Consider the following 21,289-nt stretch of genomic DNA (forward strand, 5'->3'; position numbering starts at 1 on the left):
GTTCGGCCCGACATCAGATCGCGCTCGGGCGGCATGTCGTTATTCGCCGTTTTCGTCGCAGGATCAAACTCATCTGACATGACCAGAGGTCACTGCGGGGTTTACTCTGTCCCGTGCGCGAAGGATCATCGGCGCGTGTGAAGGAGAGCCAGATGACCAGAATCCCCCAGGCGCCGCTTGAAACCCGCATCGCTCAGGGCAAAGGCGATGAACGGGCCGATCTGGTGCTGAAAGGCGGCGTGCTCTGGTGCATGGTCACGGGCGCACGCATCCAGGGAGATGTGGCTATCTGCGGTGACACCATCGTCGGTATCGGCGCAGCTTATAAAGGCAAACAAGAGATCGACGTCACCGGCGCGGTGCTGGTGCCGGGGTTCATCGACACCCATCTGCATATCGAAAGCTCTTGTGTGACGCCCGCTGAATTCGACCGCTGCGTGACACGACATGGTGTGACCACCGCGATCTGTGATCCGCATGAGATTGCAAACGTGACCGGCGCGGCTGGCATCCGCTATTTCCTCGATGCATCCGAAAATATGGTGATGAGCCTGCGCGTGAACCTGTCCTCATGCGTGCCATCTTCGCCGATGGAAACATCAGGGGCGACGTTGAACGCGGCTGACTTGATGGACCTGGCGGATCACCCCGCCGTCGTCGGGCTGGCAGAGTTCATGAACTATCCCGGCGTGATAAACCGCAGTCCAGACTGCATGGAAAAGCTGACGGCCTTCGCGGGCCAGCATATAGACGGTCACGCCCCGCTTCTGTCGGGCCGTGACCTCAACGCCTATATCACCGCCGGCATCCGCACTGAACATGAGGCGACGACCGCCACAGAGGCCATCGAAAAGCTGCAAAAGGGGATGCGTATCCTGATCCGCGAAGGTTCTGTTTCGAAGGATCTGGATGCACTTGCACCCGCGCTGACCCCGCTGACCGCACCCTATATGTGCCTGTGCACCGACGACCGGAACCCTTTGGACATTGCCGAAGAAGGGCACCTCGACAGCATGATCCGCAGACTGATCGGTCACGGTTGCGACCCGCTTGCCGTTTATCGCGCGGCATCACTTTCGGGTGCCGAGGCTTTTGGACTGAAGGATCGCGGCCAGATTGCGCCCGGCAAAAGGGCCGATATCGTCGTTCTGGATGACGTGCAAACCTGCCGCATCCGGCAAGTGATCTGCGGTGGTCACGTTGTGAAGCCCGAAAATTTCGAAAGCACCGCAACGCCAGAACCCGTTGGCCTCCACTCTATTCGCATTCCATCAATCGGTCCCGAGAGCTTCCGCCTTCCCGGATCGGGCGAAACACCCGTAATCGGCATCCAGCCCGGTCGCATCCTCACGGATCACCTTGTTCGCGACATACCAGCGACGAACGGTGACCGAGCCCCCGACCTTCGCAAGGATCAGGCCCGCATCTCCATCGTCGAACGTCACGGAAGAAACGGGAATATCGCCAACGGGTTCGTGACTGGTTTCGGGATGAAAGCCGGTGCCATCGGTTCGACGGTTTGTCATGACCACCACAATATGGCGCTTGTCGGGATCGACTACGCCGATATGGCCCTCGCCGCAAAAAGGCTTGCGGAGATCGGCGGCGGCTTCATCGTCGTGCGTGACGGCGAGATCACGGCCGAGCTGTCCCTGCCCATCGCCGGGCTGATGAGCGATCAGCGCTTTGAACAGGTCCACGATGCCCTTGTGTCGCTGCGCAAGGCGGCGCGCGATCTGGGCGTCGTGCTGCATGAACCCTTCCTGCAACTCGCCTTTCTCGCCCTGCCCGTGATCCCGCACCTGAAGATAACCGATTACGGCATGATCGACGTCGACCGGTTCGGCGTGATCTGAACCCGATCCGCGTCACACCGCGTAAGTGATTCGCTAATCCCGACATGCCGCGCGCAGGCCCGACACAACATATCGTCGCTTCGCCCCGCTCACACGCGATCACTTCGACCAATGCGCTGATTGAGCGGACGACCCATTCTTGTTACTCTCATTTCAGAGGGGCGGAGATCACTGTCCCCAAGAAGGCCGGCAAGGCAACTCAGGCAGAACCGAGGAGACAGAGATGAATCGCATTCTCATCGCCGCAGCGGCGATCGTGCTGACCACCCCATTGGCAATGGCTGGCCCAATCGACAGCGCTTGCGTTCGTTCCGAACGCGGTGCGCGTCAGCAGGCCCTCTGCGGCTGCGTACAACAGGTCGCCAACCAGATGCTGTCGCGCTCGGATCAGCGCCTGGCCGCATCCTTCTTCCGCGACCCCCACAAGGCGCAGGTCGTTCGTATGTCGAAGCGCGATTCCGACAACGCCTTCTGGTCCCGCTACAAAGCATTCGCAGGCGCAGCCGAATCCTACTGCCGCTGATATGCGCATTGTCGTCCTGACCGGCGCGGGGATTTCCGCCGAAAGCGGACTGCGCACCTTCCGCGCCGAGGACGGCCTCTGGGAGGATCACCGGGTTGAAGATGTCGCCACGCCAGAGGCATTCTCGCGCGATCCGGTTCTGGTCCACCGCTTCTATAACGCACGCCGTGCCGCTGTCGCAGATGCGCAGCCCAATGCCGCCCACCACGCTCTTGCCGATCTGGCACGTAAACACGATCTGACCCTTGTGACGCAGAACGTGGACGATCTTCATGAACGCGGCGGATCGCCCTATGTGATCCACATGCATGGCGAAGTGAAGCGCGCCCTTTGCGCATCATGCGGCCATCGCTGGCCCAGCCCGCTTGTGATGGATGTGACGACGCCCTGCCCCGCCTGCGCCAATCTGACCGCGCGGCCCGATATCGTCTGGTTCGGGGAAATGCCGTATCACATGGATGAGATTTCCGAAGAACTCGAACGCGCCGATCTCTTCGCGGCCATCGGCACATCGGGCAATGTCTATCCCGCCGCCGGTTTCGTCCAGCTCGCCCGTCAGTTCCGCGCACATTGCGTCGAACTGAACCTTGACCGTTCGTCAGTCAGCCGCAATTTCCACGAACATCTGACCGGCCCAGCCACGCAGATCGTGCCGGAATGGGTGGCGAGACTGGATTAACCCTCGTCCTCGTCCATTCCGGTGACGTTGATCAGGTGATCCATTGCGAAAGCCGGATCGGTGCAACCCGCATCGCCCATGATCTTTGCCGGAACGCCCGCGACGGTCTTGCAGGGCGGTACGTCGGACAGGACAACAGAACCTGCAGCAATACGGCTGCAACGTCCGACGGTGATATTGCCCAGAACCTTCGCGCCCGCTCCGATGAGCACACCATTGCCGATCTTCGGATGCCGGTCGCCATCCGCCTTGCCGGTCCCGCCAAGCGTCACCGAATGCAGCATCGAAACATTGTCGCCGACCACAGCCGTTTCCCCGATCACGATGGAATGGGCGTGATCCATCATCACCCCCTTGCCGACCCGAGCGGCGGGGTGAATATCGACACCAAACGCTTCCGAGCAGCGCATCTGTACGAAATAGGCCATATCGCGCCGCCCCTCCGTCCACAGCCAATGACCGATGCGATAGGCTTGCAGGGCCTGAAACCCTTTGAAGAAAAGGAAGGGCTGCATCAGGCGATGGGTCGCCGGATCACGCTCGTAAACTGCCCGCAGATCAGCCTCCGCCGCCAGCACCAGCTCTGGGCGAGAGGCATAGGCGGAATCCGCGATCTCGCGCAGAAGCTGCGCGCTCATTTCACCCGAGGACAGTTTCATCGCGAAACGATAGGCAAGCGCGGATTGCAGATTGCCATGATGCAGCAGCCCGGCATGGATCAGCGCACCCAACAGGGGTTCCTGCGCAATCGCCTCGCGGGCCTCTGCACATATCTGCGACCACATACGGGCACCGCCAAGCGGTGCCACGTCCAGTGTTTCGGCTTTCGCGGGACTGTTCATGCGCGACTCCTTTGTTCGCAGATTAGCGCAAAGCCGCAGCGCAGAAAACCCGTCGGATCGCGACGCTACGACGGCAGGCCTACCTCCAGCCAATGCGCCGCAATCCGCAACTTGCCGCCCGTGAAATCGCCACCTTCTGCCGTCAAAATAACAGGTTCGGGCGACCAATAGGTCATTGGCTGCGACAACATACCCCGCGCCCATGACCCCTGCCCCAGACCCAATGACGAACCAAATCGGTCAAGCGCGCCTGCCGTCCCCATCTGCCAGCTTGACAGCGTGCCGGTGATCGTTTCGGACACTCGCGCGGTCAACCCGATCACCATGGCGGCATGGGGGATCACCAGATCGGTAGAAACGCTCTGCCCGGCAGTAATCACCACATCCGTCTCAACGCAACGTGCCAGCAGACCCGCGCCTGATGACCCAAGCGTCAAAGCACCGACCGCCCAGCCCGAGCCGTCATGGATTGCAGGCGCAGCTGCATCCACCACAAACGCACGCATCCCGGCGCGCGCCGCGGCAAACACCCAGCCACCGTTGGAGGCGATTGCCAATTCGCCCTCATGACCAGCCCACGCGCCTTCGGCACCCACGGGTAGCGCAAAACAACTGCCTTCGACCGCCGCCAGTGGCGGAACGATCCGGCTAATGCTCTGCAAGGCAAGGTTCACCAGCCCGTCCAACCGGGCAAGCGCCTCGTTCACGGTCACATGTTTTTGCGCCTGCGATGGCTGAAGCAGAGGCAGGCCAAGACGCTGAGTCATATGTTCGGTCATCAGAAACTCCTCGTGATGAAGGGACCGGGTCCGTACTGATCGGATAGCTGCGCGACAGAGATGGTCAGCCCGCCGCCGCCCGCCTTTTCGGCAAGTTCGCTTGGCAGCGTAAAGCGTGGCGTCGCGGTCTCGAATTCATGCACCTCGCCACCGTCCGAGACCTGGATCAGATAGGCCTCGCGCGCCTCGGCAAGCGGGACCTCACGCAGGTCCCAGCGGTCGCCGGAAACCCGTGTTCTCCGGATGAACGAAACAACGTTGCCGTCCAGCCGCAGATGACAGGGCGACAATGGACGCAAACCCGCACCCTTGGTGATGGTGGACCTCAGCCGATAGCTGTCGTGATCGGCCGGACGTGTCGCAGGACCAATGCGCCAAAAGCGCGTCTGCCCCAGCATCTCCGGATCGAAATCCAACTGCCTCAGCGCCGGATTCAGCAAGACCACAACAGATCCAACCGGCCATTCATCCGGCATCAGCGCATCGGTACCGAACTGACCCCGCAGCCTGTCCTGCAAAGACCACAGATTTCGCTCCACGGCACTGGCCCGCATGAACTGGAACACTTCCCACCGATCGGCAGAGCCTCCGCCGATCGCCATGAAGTTCGCCCCGCTCAGCATCGCGTCAAAAGATGCACCAGACAGCGCGCCAGGGCTGAACCGGACGATCAGCCCCGCGCCCCGGTCCAAAAGCCCCGCCCTGGCGCGGCGCAGCGGCGATTCAGTTAAACCGATCATCGCACCCGCAGGCAGCATTTTGTTCAGCGCATAGCCTTCGCCACGATTGCCAGAACCGTAAACAGCGACAGATCCCGGCCAGGGTTTCGCAGCCACAGCGATATGCGGCGCATGTGGCACCTCGCCGCCGCGCATCATCGGAAGGTCAAGGATGACCGGCCAGACCGGCATTGGCGGCTGATAACGCGTGACGGCAATACCGCCTTCCTGATGATCCGAAGGCCGGTAAACACCCGGCTCCGTCCTGACCGCATCAACGGTAATCGCCCCGGCGCGTTCAACCCGATCGATCCGCCAGCGGCAAGGTGATGCCTCGCCGCGCCGATGCAGTGACACGACATCACCCGGCCCAAGCCCCCCTTTTGAGGGCGGCAGCCGGAAACGGATCGTCTCTCGACTGACCTGCGATTCAGCCAGCCACCGCTCTGCCGTGCCGCGCGCCTCCGCCACGGTTAAAAGCAACGGGATCTCGCTGTCCGAAACGGCAGTCACGGATGAACCGGGCAGACTGGCCTCAACCGTCGAGGTCGCATAGCTGCCATCGACGGCAATATGGGTCAGGCGCAACCGTCCCGCCACCTCTGCAGCCGCAGCCCGTGTGGTTTCATGCGCACCGTCCTCTGCCTCGGCCAGTTCAACCTCATTCAGTGCCGCACTGACATGAGCGTCACGCATCATAAAGCGCAGCACGCCATCGCGCTCAACCGCGTCGAACCCATAGGCAAGCATCAATGGCTGCAAGCTGGCCCGCGCCGTCTCTGCCCCGCCCGCGCGATAACCGCGCACGAGCCCCGACAAGCCGCTGACATCGACGTCATGAACGCCGCCCTCCGCGCAGATATCCGCAACCACAGAGGCCAAGGGCACCGCTGCCGCGCGTCCGTTCAGCCAATGCCCGCGATCCCATGCCGGACCATCTGACCACAGATCGGTGCGCCCCGGAAACGCAGGAAAGGGCCGCGCATCCCAGCACCAGACATGGGCACGCGAGACATCAACCATAGGCCCGCCATAGCTGCCAACCGGATTATGCGCGGGATCGGACCAATAGCGCTGCATCGCCGCCACATATGCCGCCTGCACAGCATCGTCGTGGCTGGCATTCGAGTAATGCGGCAAACGCGATTCGGAACTCATCGCGTCCAGAAACTTGTTCGGCTGGTTCGTTCCCTTGTCGATCGCCGCACAACCCATTTCCGTAAACCAGATCGGCTTGGACCGCGGCACCCATGCCGTCGGCGTGACCTGCCGCGCGCCGCCAATGCGGTCGTGATGGCGGTTGCCCCACCAGCCCGCCAGATCCTTGTAGCGCCAGATCCAGTGCTCGCCATGGGTTCCGTCATGGATCGGCGTTCGCTTCTGTGCATCCCGATGCGCCGGGTCGGCATAATACCAGTCATACCCCTCGCCACCGGCAATCCGGCTTTCCAGATAGCCCGGTGCGTCGATCCGCCGCCAATCCGCATCGGCGTGATCCTCGCCCTCGCGCCAGTCCGACAGCGGCATGTAATTGTCGATCCCGATGAAATTGATGTTCGGATCCGACCAAAGCGGATCGAGGTGAAAGAACACCTCTCCGCCGCCCGGCTGATAGCCGAAATATTCTGACCAATCGGCCGCATAGCTGATCTTAACCTCCGGGCCCAGGATCGCCCGCACATCCGCCGCCAGCCGGCAAAGCTCCTCGACCGCCGGAAAGTTGTCACCCGGTCCGCGAAGCTGCGTCAGCCCGCGCATCTCCGACCCGATCAGGAATGCATCCACCCCGCCAGCGACAGCGCAAAGATGCGCGTAATGAAGGATGAAGCGGCGATAGGACCATTCGTCAGGGCCGGTATAATGGATCGTTTCGCCCTCGGCGCTGAAATCATCCCGCGCGGCCTTGCCGAAGAACCGCCGTACGGCCGCGGTATTTGCCGCCGTGCCATCCGGACTGCCCGCGCCCCCGGGCGCGATTTCTGCCGTGATGCGCCCGCGCCACGGCATCACGGGTTGATCATCGGCACCTGTCCAGGGATCGGGCAAGCCGTTGCCCGCCATCTGTTCCATCAGGATAAAGGGATAGAACACTGCCTTGCGTCCGGACCCTGCAATCGCCCGCAAAGCTTCAATGACAGAGGCGTCGGCAGGCGTTCCGCCATAGATCGGACGTCCATCCTTGCGCGCAACCTCTGCCGCGTCGCGTCGCGCGATCCCACCCGCGCGCCACGCCATCTCCTGGCCGTCCCGTGCCGCATCCTCGACTTTCGGCTGCAACGAGCAATGTCCGACCCGCAGGTCGTCACCAAACCAGGACACGACCAGAGAGACTGATCCGACATTGGGCAGTTCCCGCCCCAGAATATCCATCGAGGCAGCGAAATCCGTCGCGGCAAGCGCGGTGGCGCTGTTTGCGGGCACGACCTCTCCCAGCCCGCGATCGAAGCTCACTGGCGTCGTCGCAAGCGAATACTCTCCTGTGCCCGGTATCATCGCCACGGCACGCACATCCTGCGACAGCCCGCCGCCCGATCTTGCAGCCCGCGTCACCTCAAAACTCAGCTGCGGCATCCGGTTGCCCCACCGCTCCAGTGCCAGATCCTCCAGCACGACATAGGCCGTGCCGCGATACGCCGGGGCATTCTCTCCCTCATGCGCCTTGATGCACGGGTCGGGCAACTGATCCTCGGTGCCCTGATAAATCTGCATGTTAATGTCAGTCGGCGCGATTTCCTCGCCATCCGCCCAGACTCTGCCAACGCCAAGAATAGGCCCCTCGCAAAGCGCAAGCGCTACGCTCAGCCGATAGCTGATATTCGTGACCTTCGGCCCCGACTTGCCGCCGCCCCGTGTCGCGCTGATCTCTTCCAGCGGCGACGCCCAGATCACATGACCAGGCGCACGCAACTGCCCCCACAGGCGCGGGATCGGCACGCCCTCGCCCGTGGTCTGGATGCGCAGCCTGTCGATACGGCCGGTCTCCACCGCCTGAGATCCCGCGCCAAGCAGCCGCTGATCAATCACTCGCCCTGCCGTCGCACCGATGGCACGGCCAATGACGGCACCGCTCATCCCAAGAACAGTACCGCCGAATCCGGAACCGATCGCGGCACCGGCCGCGGAAAGCAATATGGTTGCCATGTTGATCTCCTATGGTTTCGGAAAGCGAAAACGCGCCGCGATGCGCCGCCGCCAAGGCCCGGACAGCGGGCTCTCAACGACGCCGTGCCGGTCATAGGCATGGATAAAGGCAGGCGCATCGCCCACAGCCGAAACCAGACCCAAATGCTTGACCGACGCGCCCTGACGCATTCTGAACAGCAGGATCTGGCCCAACGTTTCGACACTTTCATCAACCAGAAAATGCCTGTGCGACCCCGTCAACAGTGGCTCGCTCGCATCATATTCACCCCAGTCGGAAGAATAGAAAGCCGGAAGCTCTGGCTCATCCCCGTAAAGCCCCCGCCAGACACCGCGGATCAGGCCAAGACAATCCGTCCCGACGCCCTTGACCGAGGCCTGATGCAGGTAAGGCGTTCCCAGCCATTGCCTCGCAATCCGTACCGCGTCATACCCGACATCACTCGATAGCATTCGTCACCTCGACACCGGGCTTGAAAAGTCCTTCGGCACGCTGCTTGCGCTGTTTCGCAGGCGCCATCAGCCAGTCCTCTTCAGGCAGATGCGGAAAGCCACGAAAGTTCAGGAAATTTGCGAATTTCAGGCGACACATCGCGGGTGATTTGTCACAACCCGCAATCATCCGAACCCGCGCGCCGGGAACCGGGTCCAACCCCGGCTTGGTCCACAGTTCAACCTCGCGCTGTCCACCGGGTCGCGCACGGTCATTCTTGACGTGACAGCGAATGCCCTTCGCATCTCCGTCGAGAAACTCGGCCACACCGCGCTCGAACCAGCGATCCTCGAACCCGCCCAGATCAGAAAGATTCAGGCGAGATCCATCAACCGACACGATCCGCGCCTCGCCGCTCAGTCCCGGCCGGCTCAGATCGGCACCACATGCGCCATCCCCCAATATCGCCGAACAGCGCGGATGAAACACCCGCCCGACGGGCTGGTTCAGCGGTTCTGACAAGCCGCGAAGCTCTGCCCGGAACGCGCCACCCGTGCGTGAGACCTCGCCCAAATGCCCCCGAAACACCAGCCGGTGCTGCGCAGGGTCGGACCAGTCCACCTCCCATTGGCACAGTTCCGCGCCGTCCCAGAGACCGGCCATGATATCGGCCTCGCTGATCGCGCCATCCGACAGCGCGCCGATCGCATCGGTATTGTCGACCGACAGCCCTGCCCCCTGCACGATGGCCTGCGCGGTCAAACCTGAATCGGGCCGGAATGACACGCCCGCAAATTCCAGCGGACAGTCATGATCGGTGAAGCCCAGCACCAGACCATCTGATCGCGTGATGGACCACGCCCTTGCCATATTCGCAGTCATAGCCGCACCTCGATCACCGGAACCTGCGGCACTTCACCTGCCTGAAAAGACGCAACGGATACCGCGATCCGGTCGGTGTCAAAGCGCACCGGCACGTCGAATTCGAACCCTGCCGTGACGGGCGCGCCCTCTCCCGCAGGTTCCGTCAGCGTGACGACGCCTGTTGCGGTATCGACGGCAAAGCCCGCACCCTCACGCATTTCGTCACCGCCCACAGCCACGCGCACAGTGCCCTCCACCGGCTTCAGGATCGGGCGCAGATAGCTGCCCGGACCCGACGCATACCGCTTGCACAGCCGGAACGATGTGGCACGGCTGTCGCCATGTCCGATCAACTGGTCGGCACAATGGGGCTGGGCGCTTGGCGAACAGCTTTTGTAATCGGCCCAATCCTTCCAGCGAAACCCATGCATCTGCCCGCCCCGGCCCTCGAAAAAGGCGATCAATGCGTCGATATCGTCCAGCGAGCGCAGGCCCAGCCCAGCGTCATAGTGCCGCCGCGAATGTGCCCAAGGGGTGCTGCGTTCCTCAAAACCATTGGTGAGCGTGACAATTTCGGTGCGTCGCTCCGGACCGCCGACCGACCCGAATGACAGGTTCGCGGGAAAGCGTATTTCGTGGAACATCTTGCCTCACATATTGCGTTGACCGCGCGCCAGGGCACGGCCCATCTGGGCCGCGATCTGGCCCTGACTGCGGGCAAAGCCCGCAACGTCGGGGGTGTTGACGGTGATATTGACGTTGACCGGCCGGGTACCGCCCGATGCCGCGACACCAAGCTTGCCATCGGCACCGCGCGTCAGCGGCATGATGGCTTCCGGCCCCGCCTCACCCATCAGCCCGGTGCCGCCGCGCATCGGAAAATGGGTCGGCTGGGTGACAATGCCGCCCCTGGCAAATGGCATCACCCGCCCCTGCGCAAACGCCGCACCATCGGCAAAGGGCATTACCCCTGACATGACATCGTTGATGCTGCCCGCGATTGCGCCCGAAACCGCATCCCTGACCGGTTTCATCGCAATCCCATAGGCGGTGTCCGCCATTGACCTGGCAATACCCTTCAGCGCATCGCTCAGCTTAAGACCATCGAAAATCATGCCATCAAAGGCGCGCTTCAGCCCGCCGCTGATCCCGCTGGCAAAGCTGTCCACCTCGCGCGAGGTCAGCCACATCGACTGCTGCAACCGGCCCAGTTCGGCCGAGAAACCGGCGGCAATGTCGCCCGACCGATCCATCTGCTGCGCCAAAGCCTCACCGGCATCGTCCAAGCCGTTCCTGTCGGCCATTTCATACCTCCTTTTCTGCTGTGTGATCGGGGAAGGCACGCGCCAGCGTCTCAAGGCGCGACCGTGTCATCGGCGCGGCTGCCGGATTCACGCCCAACATCAGCGCAAGCTCTGTCGGGGTCAGCGACCAGAATTCATCTGGCCGCAGTCCCAATCCCTGCATCCCGGCACGCATCAGGCCCGGCCAATCCAATCCAGCCATGTGCCGCGCCCTAACCCGGCATCGCAAAAGCGCGCGCCAGCAATTGCGCCGCGGCCTGGGCCGCCGCAACCGGCCCGCCGGCGACATCCATCGCCAGCAGATCAGCGCGGTTTCCTCGCCATCCGCCACCACGCAGGCCAGCCACGACGACGCCCATCACATCACTTGCCGAAAAGCGCCCTTCCTCGAACCGGGCAGCAAGTTCCACCATTGAACCGGCGCCAAGCTCGGTCTCCAGCTCAGCCAATGCGCCAAGCGTCAGACGCGCGATATGATCCACACCATCCAGCGTGACCAGGACATCTCCCCGCATCGGATTGACCATCATATCGCCACAAAATTCAGCGCGCCGGCGCTCGCCAATGCGATTTCATAGGTCGCCTCGCCGTTATGACTGCCGGAATATTCCAGCGATGTGATCTGGAACGGCCCTTCTACAATCCCGAAATCCGGTATGATGACCTGACACAGCGGCACCTCACCATCGAAGAACACCTGCCGCGCGCGCCCATCACTCGCCGCATCACGAAACACACCAGAGCCGGAGATCGAGGCAGAGCGAACACCCGCCCCCCCCAGCAACTCGCGCCAGCGACCCTCGCTTTCCAGACTGGTGACGTCGACCGATTCAGCGTTGAAACCAATGCGGGTCGCACGCAGCCCCGCCACTGTCTCAAATGCGCCCGCACCTGTCATATCCATCTTGATCAGCAGATCGCGTCCGTTTTGAACCGCCATGTTTCTTCTCCTCAGTTCAGGTCAATCACTGCGCGGAAGGTCAGGTCGACCCGCCGCTCAGCGCCGTTTCCCACGCGCCTGGCCCGCGACTTCACAAGCCACAGACCGGCAAGCCTCGTCTGGCCCAATTCCATCTGCGCCCCTTCAAGGGCCGTACAGGCAGCGGCTGCGGCCTCTTTCACAGCGCGAAATCCTGCGCCTTCTTCTGTTCCCGCCAGCACGGACACGACGAAATCGTGACGCGCGACCGATCCTGCGCTGTCATGAACACCGCGCATGGCTTCCGGCCCCAGCGACAGATAGACGCCGCTTGGCGGCTCAATCGGCATCGCGTCGAAAACCGCATCGCCCACCAGTGCCGACAGGGCCGGATCATCGCGCAGGCATTGATAGACCGCGCCCTGCAGTGCGACCGAAGCGTGATAGCTCATCTTTCATCCTCTCTGGCCGACACACGCAGATAGCGACCGGCAACATCCGCCTCCGCCACTGCCTCGACATGAAAAATCCGCTGCCCCATGCGCAGCCTTTGCCCGGCAACGGGTCGCCGAGGATCACCCAGCGGAAAGGCACGCAAGCGGATCTGCCAGCGACTGACGCTTTCGGGCCCAACCTCGCCACCGCTCAAACGGCCCGAACCGCTTTTCATGGACGCGTAAAGCAACCCCAAACTCCGCCAGACCGTCCGATACCCACCCATCCCGTCTGCCTCGCGATGCTTCTGTTCGAGCGTCAGCGGTACGTTCATCCGCAGACCGGCCATCAGCGAGCACCCCGCCCGGCAAGCACCCGAACCGCGCGCCAACGCTCGATCAGCGCGCTCACGCCCATCGGCAGGGCACGACGGGCATTGTCATCGCTGCGATCTTCGAAATATCGCGCGGCCAGCATCATGACCGCCTGCGCCAGATCGGCGGGAACACGGTTCCATTCATCCGCGAAGCCAGCGGTAAATCTCAGAACCAGCCGCCCTCCGGCGGGAACCGAAGGTAGCCCGGCACCTCGCGGGCGAATGGCGGGACGCATCGCATCCTCGACCAGCCGCCATCGCGCTCTATCGACGTCGTGCAAGGCGCCGTCCGGCTGCTCAATCAAGATCTCCTCGACCGAACCGACCGGTGCCAGCGGCAAAGGCTGCCCGTCACGATCGCGCCAATCGTCCAGCACCATCCGATAGGAACGCCGCAGCAGTACCTTCCCCGTCCGCCCCTCGATCGTGGCAATGGCCGCGCGCAAAAACCCGGCGAGCGCACGATCCTCATCCTCGCTGGCGGGCAGATCAAAGCCGGATCCCAGCCGCAGATGCGTCCTGAATGCGGCCACCGGCAACACCGCATCCGCCAATGCCGTTTCTTCGACAAGTATCATCCCGAACCTCCCGTCCGAGGGTGGCCAAGCCTGGCCTGTATTCCTGAAAATGCCGCGCCGGCGCATCGCCACGGGCGTGCGCGGACAGTTGCTGAGCCGGCAAGGCGATGCCCGCCGGCGCGACGCTCGACTGCCTGCGATCAGGCGCCGAACTTCATGGCCTTCACGGCGCGACCGTCAACCAGACCACCGCCAACGCGCTTGGTGGCATAGAACAGAACATGCGGCTTGGCCGAGAACGGGTCGCGCAGCACGCGCAGTTCGGGACGTTCGACAATCGTATAGGCAGCCTTCATATCACCGAACAGAATGGAACGGCTGTCCGCGGCAATCTCCGGCATGTCCTCGCACAGCATGATCGGATAGCCCAGCAGTCGCGCGGGTTCCCCGGCTGCGAGACTGTCCGCCCAGATAAACCGGCCCTCGCCGTCTTTCAGCTTGCGCACAGCCGCAGCCGTCTTCGAGGACATCATGAAGGTCGCATTCGCCCGGTGACGCGCGTGCAGAGCATAAACCATGTCAATCAGCTTTTCAGCGGCGGTCGCCTCATCGAAAGCTGCCGCCTTGCCGGTCCGGAACTCACCGACAGAGGTGATCGAACCGACCCCGCTTTCATCGAAAAATGACTTCATAATGCCAAAAGGCTTGCCAACACCGTCGCCGATCAGGAAAGCACTGCTTTCGGCACGGGCAAATTTGTCTGCGATACGTTCGGCAAGCCAAGTCTCAACGTCGAAAGCCGCATCGTCCAGCAAACGCTGGCTGGCCTTTGGCATCGCAGACAACTCGTGCAGCGCGATTGTCACACGTTCGACGCCGCCAGCGTCGGTTTCGGCGGCAGCTTCCTCAGTTGCCCAGCCGGTCTCCAGATCGTCACGGTCGATCAGCACGTCATATGTCGCGGCATCAACCGTCACGACATTGGCAAGCGCGCGCATCGTTCCACCGGCTGCCAGCACGCTCCGCACGTTCTCCGTCACCTGAGGAGCCGCCAGAAAGCCGCCTTCGGCAGAGGTCACCAGTCCCTTCTCCTCAACCGTCAATCCGCGCATCCCGGAATCGTCGCCCGAGCGCAGATAGGCGTTGAACGCTTTCTGATGTGGAACCTCCGGTGCCGCCTCGGTCGACAGCGGGCTGCGGGCGCGAAAGGCGGTCTTGCGTTCAAACATGCTCATGCGTTCATCCTGTGCATTCAGTTTCTTTTCGATATCCTGGCGAAAACCCTTGAGTTCCTCGACGAACCCCAAAAGCGCACCCTTCAGCTCTCCGGGGGCGGATTGCGCCCCGGTCCTGACCTCTGTCATCGGCCTCTCCTTACTGATGATCGGGCCAGCGGCCCCTTGTGCGGGCACGCGCAAACAGCCACGCCCGAACCCTTATCGCGCCGTCCGGGCCTTAGCCCCGCAGCGCCTTTGTCGCAGCGATAAGCGCTGCGGCAATGTCTTCCGGTCGCTCACCCTTCCGGCCCAGCTTGGCCTCGGGCAGCATCGGAAAGGTCACAAGCGACACCTCCCACAGCTCGACCTCGCGCAGCACGCGGCAGCCCTTGCCATCCTTTTCAGCCCGAATGGTGCGATACCCGATCGACAGCCCGTCAATCGCGCCCGCCTCGATCAGCGTCGCGGCCTCCTGCGCCAGCGTCACGCCCTCCAGCAGACGACCGCGGACGAACAAGCCCGTCTCATCCTCGCGGATTTCATCCCAGACGCCGATGGGCTTTGCCGGATCGTGCTGCCACAACATCCGCACCTTGTCGCCCCGCGCCGCCAGCTTCGCCAACGAAGCCGCAAACGCACCCGGCGCAACAATATCCCCGCCCTGATCCGGCAGACCGAAGCGGCTGGCATAGCCCTCGATCACCACGCCATCACGCAGCGCGGGACGCCCGCCTGAGAATTTCAACTCCAGACCGCTATCCATATCAGCCCCCTTTGGATGCAAATTCGATCAGCGACTGCACGGCCTGTGTCAGAATAACGGCAACCACGCCGTAAACCGTCATCCACAGCCGCTTCTCCAGCCGCTCAATCAGCGCCTCGATCCGTTCCAGCCGCTTGTCCACGGCCCCGAATTGCAGCGCCATCACCCGTTCCTGCGCCTCAAACCGCAGATGATGAGGATCGAGGCTTTCGACAAAACGCGACCCCTCCATCTCAGCCCTCCAATGGGGGCAGCCCCAGAAGCGCCCGCTTCTCAGGATCGCTCAGGAATGACACCTCACCGATCCGCTTCCATTGCTGATCGCGCTCTTCGGAAAGCGCAGGGATCTGATCCAGATCAGGCCGCAGATCGACCTCTGCCCCCATATGTTCCGACAGGAACCACGCGACCGAAGCGGCAACCCGCGTGACCAGAGGCAGCACCGTCAGCCGGTAAAACGCCCGATGCGCCTCGGCATAATTGGCGTAAGTCGCATCCCCCGATATCCCCATCAGCATCGGCGGCACACCGAATGCCTGCGCAATCTCACGCGCTGCCGCCTGCTTGGTCTGGTGGAACTCCATATCCGAAGGTGAAAACCCCATCGGCTTCCAGTCCAGCCCCCCTTCCAGCAACATGGGCCGCCCCGCATTGCGTGCGCCCTGATGATGCATCTCCATCTCGACGGTCAGCCGCTCATATTGCTCGGCCGACAGGTTCCCCTGCCCATCCGGCCCCTTATAGACAATCGCGCCGGAGGGCCGCGCCGCATTATCCAGCAAAGCCTTCGACCAGGCCGAGGCGCTGTTATGCACATCCACCGCCACCGCCGCTGCCTGCAACGGCGACAAGCCGTAATGGTCATCGCAAGGATGAAAACTGCGGATATGGCAGATCGGATCGGGACTGCCGGTCATATCGAACCGATGCTTGCGCCCGCCCACAGCATATTCAAATGCCACAGGCCAGCCATCCGCACCCGGCACGACGCTCATCCGGTCCGAGCGCAACACATGCAACTCTGCCGGAATCCCGTCACCCACGCCGACCGCCTCAAGATAGCCGTTGCCGCTCAGCAGGATCTGCCCGAACAACGCCTCAAACAGCTCCGCCCGCCCCTGCGCCGGATTGGGCCGCCGCAACAGTTCCAGCACCGGATGCGTATCATAGCGCCGCTCTGCATCCTGACAAACCAGCGGAACCGCCGCCGCGGCTTCGGCAATCAACCTGACGGCGCGAAAGCCCACCGGATTACCGATAAACCCGCCCCGCGTCAGCGTCCCGGTATCCCGCGCCGACCAGACCACGCGCCCCGCCCCTGCGGCAAGCGAGGCCACCCGCCCCGCCGCACTCGCCTTTCTCTCAATCACCGGCGCGGCCTCTGCCTGCCGGGAAAACAAACGAAACGCCATGCCTCGCCTCCGTATCGCCCCATGAAAAAGGGCCGCCCAAACGGACAGCCCTTCACTCCTCATCAGCCGGTCACAGTGACCGACCGTCTTTCTTCTTCACGCAAATACCCAAAACCACCGCCACAAAAGACCCGCCCCGGAACGATGGAACCTCGGCCGCGTCACAAACTCCGCATCTGCGGCCGCCGGAACCCCGCCGCAGGCTCGATCATCAGCGCATGCACCGCCCAGACCATCGCATCCAGCCGGTCAGGCGACCCCTTCCCCTCATAGCGGCGCAGCGTCATCCGGCACATCTGATCCTCCAACGCTCCAAGCGAAGGTCCCCGCAAATGCTTCACCCGTCCCTGCTCATACAGCGCGGCCACAGGCTCGGCCCGCAATGCCTTGCCGCGCCCCGCCCGCAAGGCACGAAACGGCACCAACGGATCGACCTGCCGCAAAACGCTTTCCACAAGATCCCCGCCCTGATTGACCTCCGCCACCAGCCGTTCCGCCTTGTGCCGGTCCATCGCCGCAATCGCCGCCCGCGCCCAGTCCAGCGGACTGCCTTTCACACTGGCATCCTCGATCACATAGGCCCGCCAATCCTGCGGCGCGCCCTGTGCCACCACACCGGCCACCACAATCCCGCATTCATCCGGTGCAGCACCCGACGACACCGCCGGATCAAGCGCCACAACCACCCGGTCCAGCTTCGGCAGCCGGTCCACCCGCGCGGTCTCAACCATGGCCGTGGTCCAAAGCGCCCCCTCGACGTCTTCCAGCAGCACGCCCTCCAGCTCCTGCCGGCCCATCCGCGTCCCGCCATACCGCGCCTCGACTTCGGCCAGAAAACTCTCGGCCAGATAGGCCCGGTTCGCATCCGTCGGCGCATGGGTCGTCACGGTAGAGGCGCTCTGCAAAATCCGCTTCAGCACCTCGACATTCTTCGGCGTCGTCGTCACCACCTGCTGCGGATGCTCGCCAAGCCGCAGCGCAAACTGCAACATGTCCCAGACATCCTCCGCTTTCTTCCATTTCGCCAGCTCATCCACCCAGGCCGCATCGAATTGCGGCCCCCGCAGCGCCTCGGGCTCATGTGCTGAAAACGCCATCGCCACCGCCCCGTTCGGCCAGACCAGACGACGGCGCGAGGCCTCCCAGACCGGCCTGCGATCCGGCGGCGAGCAGGCAAGGATCCCGCTGTCACCAAACACCATCACCTCGCGCACCTGATCGAAGGTTTCACCCACCAAGGCCAGCCGCGCACATTCCCCCGGCGCATCAGGCACCGCCCCTTCGACCTTGCGCCGCACCCATTCCGACCCAGCACGGGTCTTGCCCGCACCACGCCCGCCCATGATCACCCAGCTTTTCCAATCACCCTCAGGCGGCAGCTGATGCGGCAAGGCCCAGAACTCGAACAACCACGGCAGGCTGGCCAAAGCATTATCGCTCAACCCCTCAAGAAATGCGTCAACCTCCTCCGGCGCGGCGGAGGCAAGCCAGGCGGCGCCCGATTTCATCCCGTGCCGCGTCGAGGTCGAACACGCCGTCCCCGACAGCTCCGGCAGCTTCCTTGCGTAGTTTTTCAACCTTGTTCCTTTCCTCGATCACCAGCTGCGTGGCCGAACGAAGCTCGCGGGCAAGCTTGACCGCATCCTTCAGCTCGCCCATCTCGCCGTCACGCAGCCGCTGCCGCAGGATCGTCAGATCCTCGGCGCAGCCCCGGAACAGCTGTCCCGCGATGTCGATATCTTCCATGCCCGAGCGGGGCTGAAACGGCCCCTCTGGCTGTTCCTTCCCCGGATCGAAATTCACTGTCATGTACCAATGCCCCGCCTCGTGATCTGTCCGCACGAGCCGAAAAACGAAAAAACCGCCAAAGGTCAGCGACCCCGGCGGCTTGCCCATTTCTCCCAGCATGGGAAATTTCTACTTTAGGGCGTTCGGTAAGTCAATGACGCAATTTTTAATTGTTCCAGCGATAGCACCAATTCCCTGCACACACTGCCCAAACTGGCGATGCAACACCACAGTGCATGACCGCGCAACACCCGACGCAAAAGCCTGCAATCCAACGAATCAGCGGGCGCAAGGAACACAACGAAACCTGACAAAATTTACGATGACGTTGGCCAGCGGCAAAGCCGTCACGCTTCATGAAACATCTGCCTCTCGCAAGGGCCCGGATAAGTCATAACTGAAAATCAGAATTATATTTCTATACTTATATCAATATGATAAGATCGGTATCATTCGATGGTCAGGATCTGCCCAACCTGATCGCGACCGGTGGAGATCGATCGTTCGTACACGCAAACGACCGATTAAGAGAATATTGGGGGCGTAATGAAATCAATACCGAAGCTTTTCTTTGCCGCAGCTGCGATCTTCGCGCTTTGCGGAATGGTCTGGGGCATCGTCATGTCAGCCAGCGGAAATCACATGATGGCGCCCGCTCACGGGCACCTCAACCTGATCGGTTTCGTGGCGATGGCGGTTTTCGGGACCTACTACGCCCTGACGCCGCAGGCGGCAGAAAGCTCACTCGCCCGCACGCATTATGCGATTTCAGTTCTGGCAGTGGTCGTCATGGTGCCGGGCATCGCAATGGCAATTTCCGCTCAGCAAGAACTGTTGGCGAAGATCGGATCGCTGCTGGCACTCGTCGCCATGGCGATTTTCGCCCTTATGGTGTTTCGCCACGGGGTTGGGCCGCGGGACCAGTCACCGTAACTTCACAGGGCCACCCTTGACCAGGACGGCCCCGCATCGCCTTGCGCTTCATGCAGCGGCTCAGGCTGTATCCGTCTTGCCGCCCTCGGCCTTGGCGCGTGCTTCATTCGCGGCAGCTACCGCATTCGCTGCTTCATCCTGCACCTGCTGGGCATAGGCGACCATGTTCGCGGCATAGGCCTCATACCAGTCTGCCGTATCCTCGGCCTGCATGGTCTCTGCCTTTTTGCGGACTTCTTCACTCTTGGCTTTCAGCTTGGCAACCTCTCCATCCCATTCGGTCTTGGCGGTTTCCCACTGCGCTTTCACCTGGTCGCTGGCATCGTTGAAATAATCCTTCACCTGCGCCTTCAGGTCGTCATCGCGCTTTTGCGCATTGGCCATCCAGGTCTTCGCGCTGTCGATCATCTCTTCGCTGCGATTGCCAAGCTCTTCCTGCCATTTCGCGGCGCGCTTTTCGAATTCCTGCGCGTTGCGGGACAAGGTGGCGAACATATCGGAAAGTTTCATCGGAAAAATCCTCGGCTGTGTATCACGATGCGGAAACCGCTTGATGCACAACATAAAACCCCGCCCGGAAGTTCCGCGCGGGGCTCAAGGAAATCAGACGGATAGGCGAAAACTCAGCCGCCGCTGGCCGAGCCTCGCTGCGCCTCGATTTCACGCCAGCGGGCAACGGCCGCATTGTGTTCCTCCAGTGTCCGGGAAAACTGGTGCCCGCCAGAGCCGTCGGCGACAAAGAAGATATAATCGGTATCCGCCGGATTAAGCGCCGCCTGAATGGCTGCGCGTCCGGGGTTGGCGATGGGTGTCGGCGGCAAGCCGTCGATCTGATAGGTGTTCCAATCGGTGCGCGTATCCAGTTCCGACCGGCGCAAACCCCGATCCAGAACCCCCCGCCCCTCGGTCACGCCATAGATGACGGTCGGGTCGGTTTCCAACCGCATCCCTTGCTCCAGCCGGTTCACGAAAACACTGGCAACCGTCTCACGCTCATCAGGAATACCGGTTTCCTTCTCGACGATAGAGGCCATGATCAACGCCTCTTCCGGCGTCTCATAGGGCAGCCCGAACGGACGCGCATCCCATGCCTCTTGCAAAATAATGGTCTGGCGGTTTGCCATCTGCGCCAGCAGGTCGCTGCGGCTCGCCCCGTTCGCGACATCATAGCTGTCCGGCGCAAGCGTGCCCTCTGCCGGCACCTCTGACACCTCACCGCTCAGGAAATCGGCACGCTTCAGCGCCTCCACGATCTGCCAGCTGGTCACCCCCTCGGCCACGGCGATGCGAAGCCGCGCGTCCGGCTGTTCTTCGGCAGACAGGATCGCTTCGGGTGCATCCTCGACCGCCGGATCATATTTGACCCGCTCTTCGTAAGCCCCGGTTTCGGGGTTGATGTCGCGCAACACGACGGAATCGGCGCGAACACCGACGCGATAGATCACCTCTGTCCCGCAGGTCGAAGGACCACCGGCGGTAATCGCGGCGACAATATCCTCCATGCTCGATCCCGCGGGCACGAGGTAAGAGCCGAATTTCAGATCCCGCGACTTCCCGGCCTGATCGGCACCGGCACGGAAGATATAGGCATTCGTGATCGCGCCCTGTTCCTGAAGCGTCTTACTGACCGCGGTCAGGCTGGCACCGCGCGGCACCTGCACGCATTGCGCAATCGCACTGGGGCCTTCGCCCTGATACTGCGCCTTGGCCCATGCCACCGCCGCTGCCACCGCGATCAGCAGGACAATGGCCAGCGTCAGGAATGTCGAGACAATGTTTTTCCACATA

At 62.4% G+C, this 21,289-nt stretch carries 25 protein-coding genes; 4 read left to right on the forward strand and 21 right to left on the reverse strand.

Translation table 11 applies throughout. From position 1 onward, the window contains the following. The first annotated feature begins 152 nt into the window (after window positions 1-152). The 3 genes from ade to PAF20_RS07935 all read left to right on the forward strand — a co-directional run bounded on the left by ade (window position 153) and on the right by PAF20_RS07935 (window position 3,058). Window positions 153-1,856 (forward strand): adenine deaminase, encoded by a 1,704-nt coding sequence (gene ade / locus PAF20_RS07925; protein WP_271073157.1) that lies wholly within the window; start codon window positions 153-155, stop codon window positions 1,854-1,856. Window positions 1,857-2,079: 223 nt separating this feature from the next. Continuing rightward, a complete protein-coding gene (locus PAF20_RS07930) occupies window positions 2,080-2,379 on the forward strand; it encodes a hypothetical protein (RefSeq protein ID WP_271073158.1) in 300 nt (99 codons plus the stop codon). Between the two features lies 1 nt (window position 2,380). After that, window positions 2,381-3,058 (forward strand): NAD-dependent deacylase, encoded by a 678-nt coding sequence (locus PAF20_RS07935; protein ID WP_271073159.1) that lies wholly within the window; start codon window positions 2,381-2,383, stop codon window positions 3,056-3,058. On the opposite strand, the gene cysE is transcribed toward PAF20_RS07935, so the two are convergent. The 19 genes from cysE to PAF20_RS08030 all read right to left on the reverse strand — a co-directional run bounded on the left by cysE (window position 3,055) and on the right by PAF20_RS08030 (window position 18,688). Then, window positions 3,055-3,843 carry a serine O-acetyltransferase gene (gene cysE / locus PAF20_RS07940; RefSeq protein ID WP_271073278.1) on the reverse strand — a complete coding sequence of 263 codons (789 nt, stop codon included), beginning with the start codon at window positions 3,841-3,843 and terminating at the stop codon, window positions 3,055-3,057. The genes PAF20_RS07935 and cysE overlap by 4 nt on opposite strands. Window positions 3,844-3,965: 122 nt before the next feature. Beyond that, window positions 3,966-4,679 (reverse strand): DUF2793 domain-containing protein, encoded by a 714-nt coding sequence (locus tag PAF20_RS07945; protein WP_271073160.1) that lies wholly within the window; start codon window positions 4,677-4,679, stop codon window positions 3,966-3,968. After that, on the reverse strand, window positions 4,679-8,539 hold the full coding sequence (locus PAF20_RS07950; RefSeq protein WP_271073161.1) for a baseplate multidomain protein megatron: 3,861 nt from the start codon (window positions 8,537-8,539) through the stop codon (window positions 4,679-4,681). Before PAF20_RS07950 ends, PAF20_RS07945 begins: the two co-directional genes overlap by 1 nt. 9 nt (window positions 8,540-8,548) lie before the next feature. Next, entirely contained in the window at window positions 8,549-8,992 is a 444-nt protein-coding gene (locus tag PAF20_RS07955) for a C40 family peptidase (RefSeq protein WP_271073162.1), read from the reverse strand. Then, complete coding sequence (locus PAF20_RS07960) at window positions 8,979-9,854, reverse strand: phage/gene transfer agent baseplate hub protein (RefSeq protein WP_271073163.1); 876 nt, start codon at window positions 9,852-9,854, stop codon at window positions 8,979-8,981. The genes PAF20_RS07955 and PAF20_RS07960 overlap by 14 nt, the downstream gene beginning before the upstream one ends. Beyond that, entirely contained in the window at window positions 9,851-10,480 is a 630-nt protein-coding gene (locus tag PAF20_RS07965; RefSeq protein ID WP_271073164.1) for a DUF2460 domain-containing protein, read from the reverse strand. The genes PAF20_RS07960 and PAF20_RS07965 overlap by 4 nt, the downstream gene beginning before the upstream one ends. A 6-nt stretch (window positions 10,481-10,486) precedes the next feature. Then, window positions 10,487-11,140: an RcGTA-type gene transfer agent tail tape measure protein gene (locus tag PAF20_RS07970; protein ID WP_434802947.1), complete on the reverse strand. Its 654-nt coding sequence runs from the start codon at window positions 11,138-11,140 to the stop codon at window positions 10,487-10,489. Between the two features lies 1 nt (window position 11,141). Continuing rightward, window positions 11,142-11,342, reverse strand: coding sequence for a rcc01693 family protein (locus tag PAF20_RS07975; protein WP_271073165.1), 201 nt, complete (start codon window positions 11,340-11,342; stop codon window positions 11,142-11,144). 10 nt (window positions 11,343-11,352) lie between these two features. Continuing rightward, the gene (locus tag PAF20_RS07980; protein WP_271073280.1) at window positions 11,353-11,667 is read right to left on the reverse strand and encodes a gene transfer agent family protein; all 315 of its coding nucleotides are present in this window, start codon (window positions 11,665-11,667) and stop codon (window positions 11,353-11,355) included. Then, window positions 11,667-12,080: a phage major tail protein, TP901-1 family gene (locus tag PAF20_RS07985; RefSeq protein WP_271073166.1), complete on the reverse strand. Its 414-nt coding sequence runs from the start codon at window positions 12,078-12,080 to the stop codon at window positions 11,667-11,669. Before PAF20_RS07985 ends, PAF20_RS07980 begins: the two co-directional genes overlap by 1 nt. An 11-nt stretch (window positions 12,081-12,091) precedes the next feature. Continuing rightward, complete coding sequence (locus PAF20_RS07990; protein ID WP_271073167.1) at window positions 12,092-12,511, reverse strand: DUF3168 domain-containing protein; 420 nt, start codon at window positions 12,509-12,511, stop codon at window positions 12,092-12,094. Then, window positions 12,508-12,828, reverse strand: coding sequence for a head-tail adaptor protein (locus tag PAF20_RS07995; RefSeq protein ID WP_271073168.1), 321 nt, complete (start codon window positions 12,826-12,828; stop codon window positions 12,508-12,510). The genes PAF20_RS07990 and PAF20_RS07995 overlap by 4 nt, the downstream gene beginning before the upstream one ends. A 14-nt stretch (window positions 12,829-12,842) precedes the next feature. Next, window positions 12,843-13,448: a head-tail connector protein gene (locus PAF20_RS08000; protein ID WP_271073169.1), complete on the reverse strand. Its 606-nt coding sequence runs from the start codon at window positions 13,446-13,448 to the stop codon at window positions 12,843-12,845. Window positions 13,449-13,588: 140 nt separating this feature from the next. Then, window positions 13,589-14,752, reverse strand: coding sequence for a phage major capsid protein (locus tag PAF20_RS08005; protein WP_271073170.1), 1,164 nt, complete (start codon window positions 14,750-14,752; stop codon window positions 13,589-13,591). Between the two features lie 91 nt (window positions 14,753-14,843). Continuing rightward, entirely contained in the window at window positions 14,844-15,368 is a 525-nt protein-coding gene (locus PAF20_RS08010; RefSeq protein ID WP_271073171.1) for an HK97 family phage prohead protease, read from the reverse strand. A gap of 1 nt (window position 15,369) precedes the next feature. Continuing rightward, the gene (locus PAF20_RS08015; protein ID WP_271073172.1) at window positions 15,370-15,600 is read right to left on the reverse strand and encodes a GTA head formation protein, RCAP_rcc01685 family; all 231 of its coding nucleotides are present in this window, start codon (window positions 15,598-15,600) and stop codon (window positions 15,370-15,372) included. A 1-nt stretch (window position 15,601) separates the two neighbouring features. Next, on the reverse strand, window positions 15,602-16,780 hold the full coding sequence (locus PAF20_RS08020; RefSeq protein WP_271073173.1) for a phage portal protein: 1,179 nt from the start codon (window positions 16,778-16,780) through the stop codon (window positions 15,602-15,604). Between the two features lie 161 nt (window positions 16,781-16,941). Further along, a complete protein-coding gene (locus PAF20_RS08025) occupies window positions 16,942-18,288 on the reverse strand; it encodes a DNA-packaging protein (RefSeq protein ID WP_271073174.1) in 1,347 nt (448 codons plus the stop codon). After that, window positions 18,239-18,688 carry a permease gene (locus PAF20_RS08030; protein ID WP_271073175.1) on the reverse strand — a complete coding sequence of 150 codons (450 nt, stop codon included), beginning with the start codon at window positions 18,686-18,688 and terminating at the stop codon, window positions 18,239-18,241. The genes PAF20_RS08025 and PAF20_RS08030 overlap by 50 nt, the downstream gene beginning before the upstream one ends. A 426-nt stretch (window positions 18,689-19,114) precedes the next feature. On the opposite strand from PAF20_RS08030, the gene PAF20_RS08035 reads away from it, so the two are divergent. Next, on the forward strand, window positions 19,115-19,501 hold the full coding sequence (locus PAF20_RS08035) for a hypothetical protein (protein WP_271073176.1): 387 nt from the start codon (window positions 19,115-19,117) through the stop codon (window positions 19,499-19,501). Window positions 19,502-19,561: 60 nt separating this feature from the next. On the opposite strand, the gene PAF20_RS08040 is transcribed toward PAF20_RS08035, so the two are convergent. Both PAF20_RS08040 and mltG read right to left on the reverse strand, forming a co-directional pair. Next, entirely contained in the window at window positions 19,562-20,011 is a 450-nt protein-coding gene (locus PAF20_RS08040; protein WP_271073177.1) for a hypothetical protein, read from the reverse strand. 113 nt (window positions 20,012-20,124) lie between these two features. Further along, window positions 20,125-21,288, reverse strand: coding sequence for an endolytic transglycosylase MltG (gene mltG / locus PAF20_RS08045; RefSeq protein ID WP_271073178.1), 1,164 nt, complete (start codon window positions 21,286-21,288; stop codon window positions 20,125-20,127). Between the last annotated feature and the right edge of the window lies 1 nt (window position 21,289).

Source organism: Paracoccus albus (assembly GCF_027913035.1).
Lineage (GTDB): Bacteria > Pseudomonadota > Alphaproteobacteria > Rhodobacterales > Rhodobacteraceae > Paracoccus > Paracoccus albus.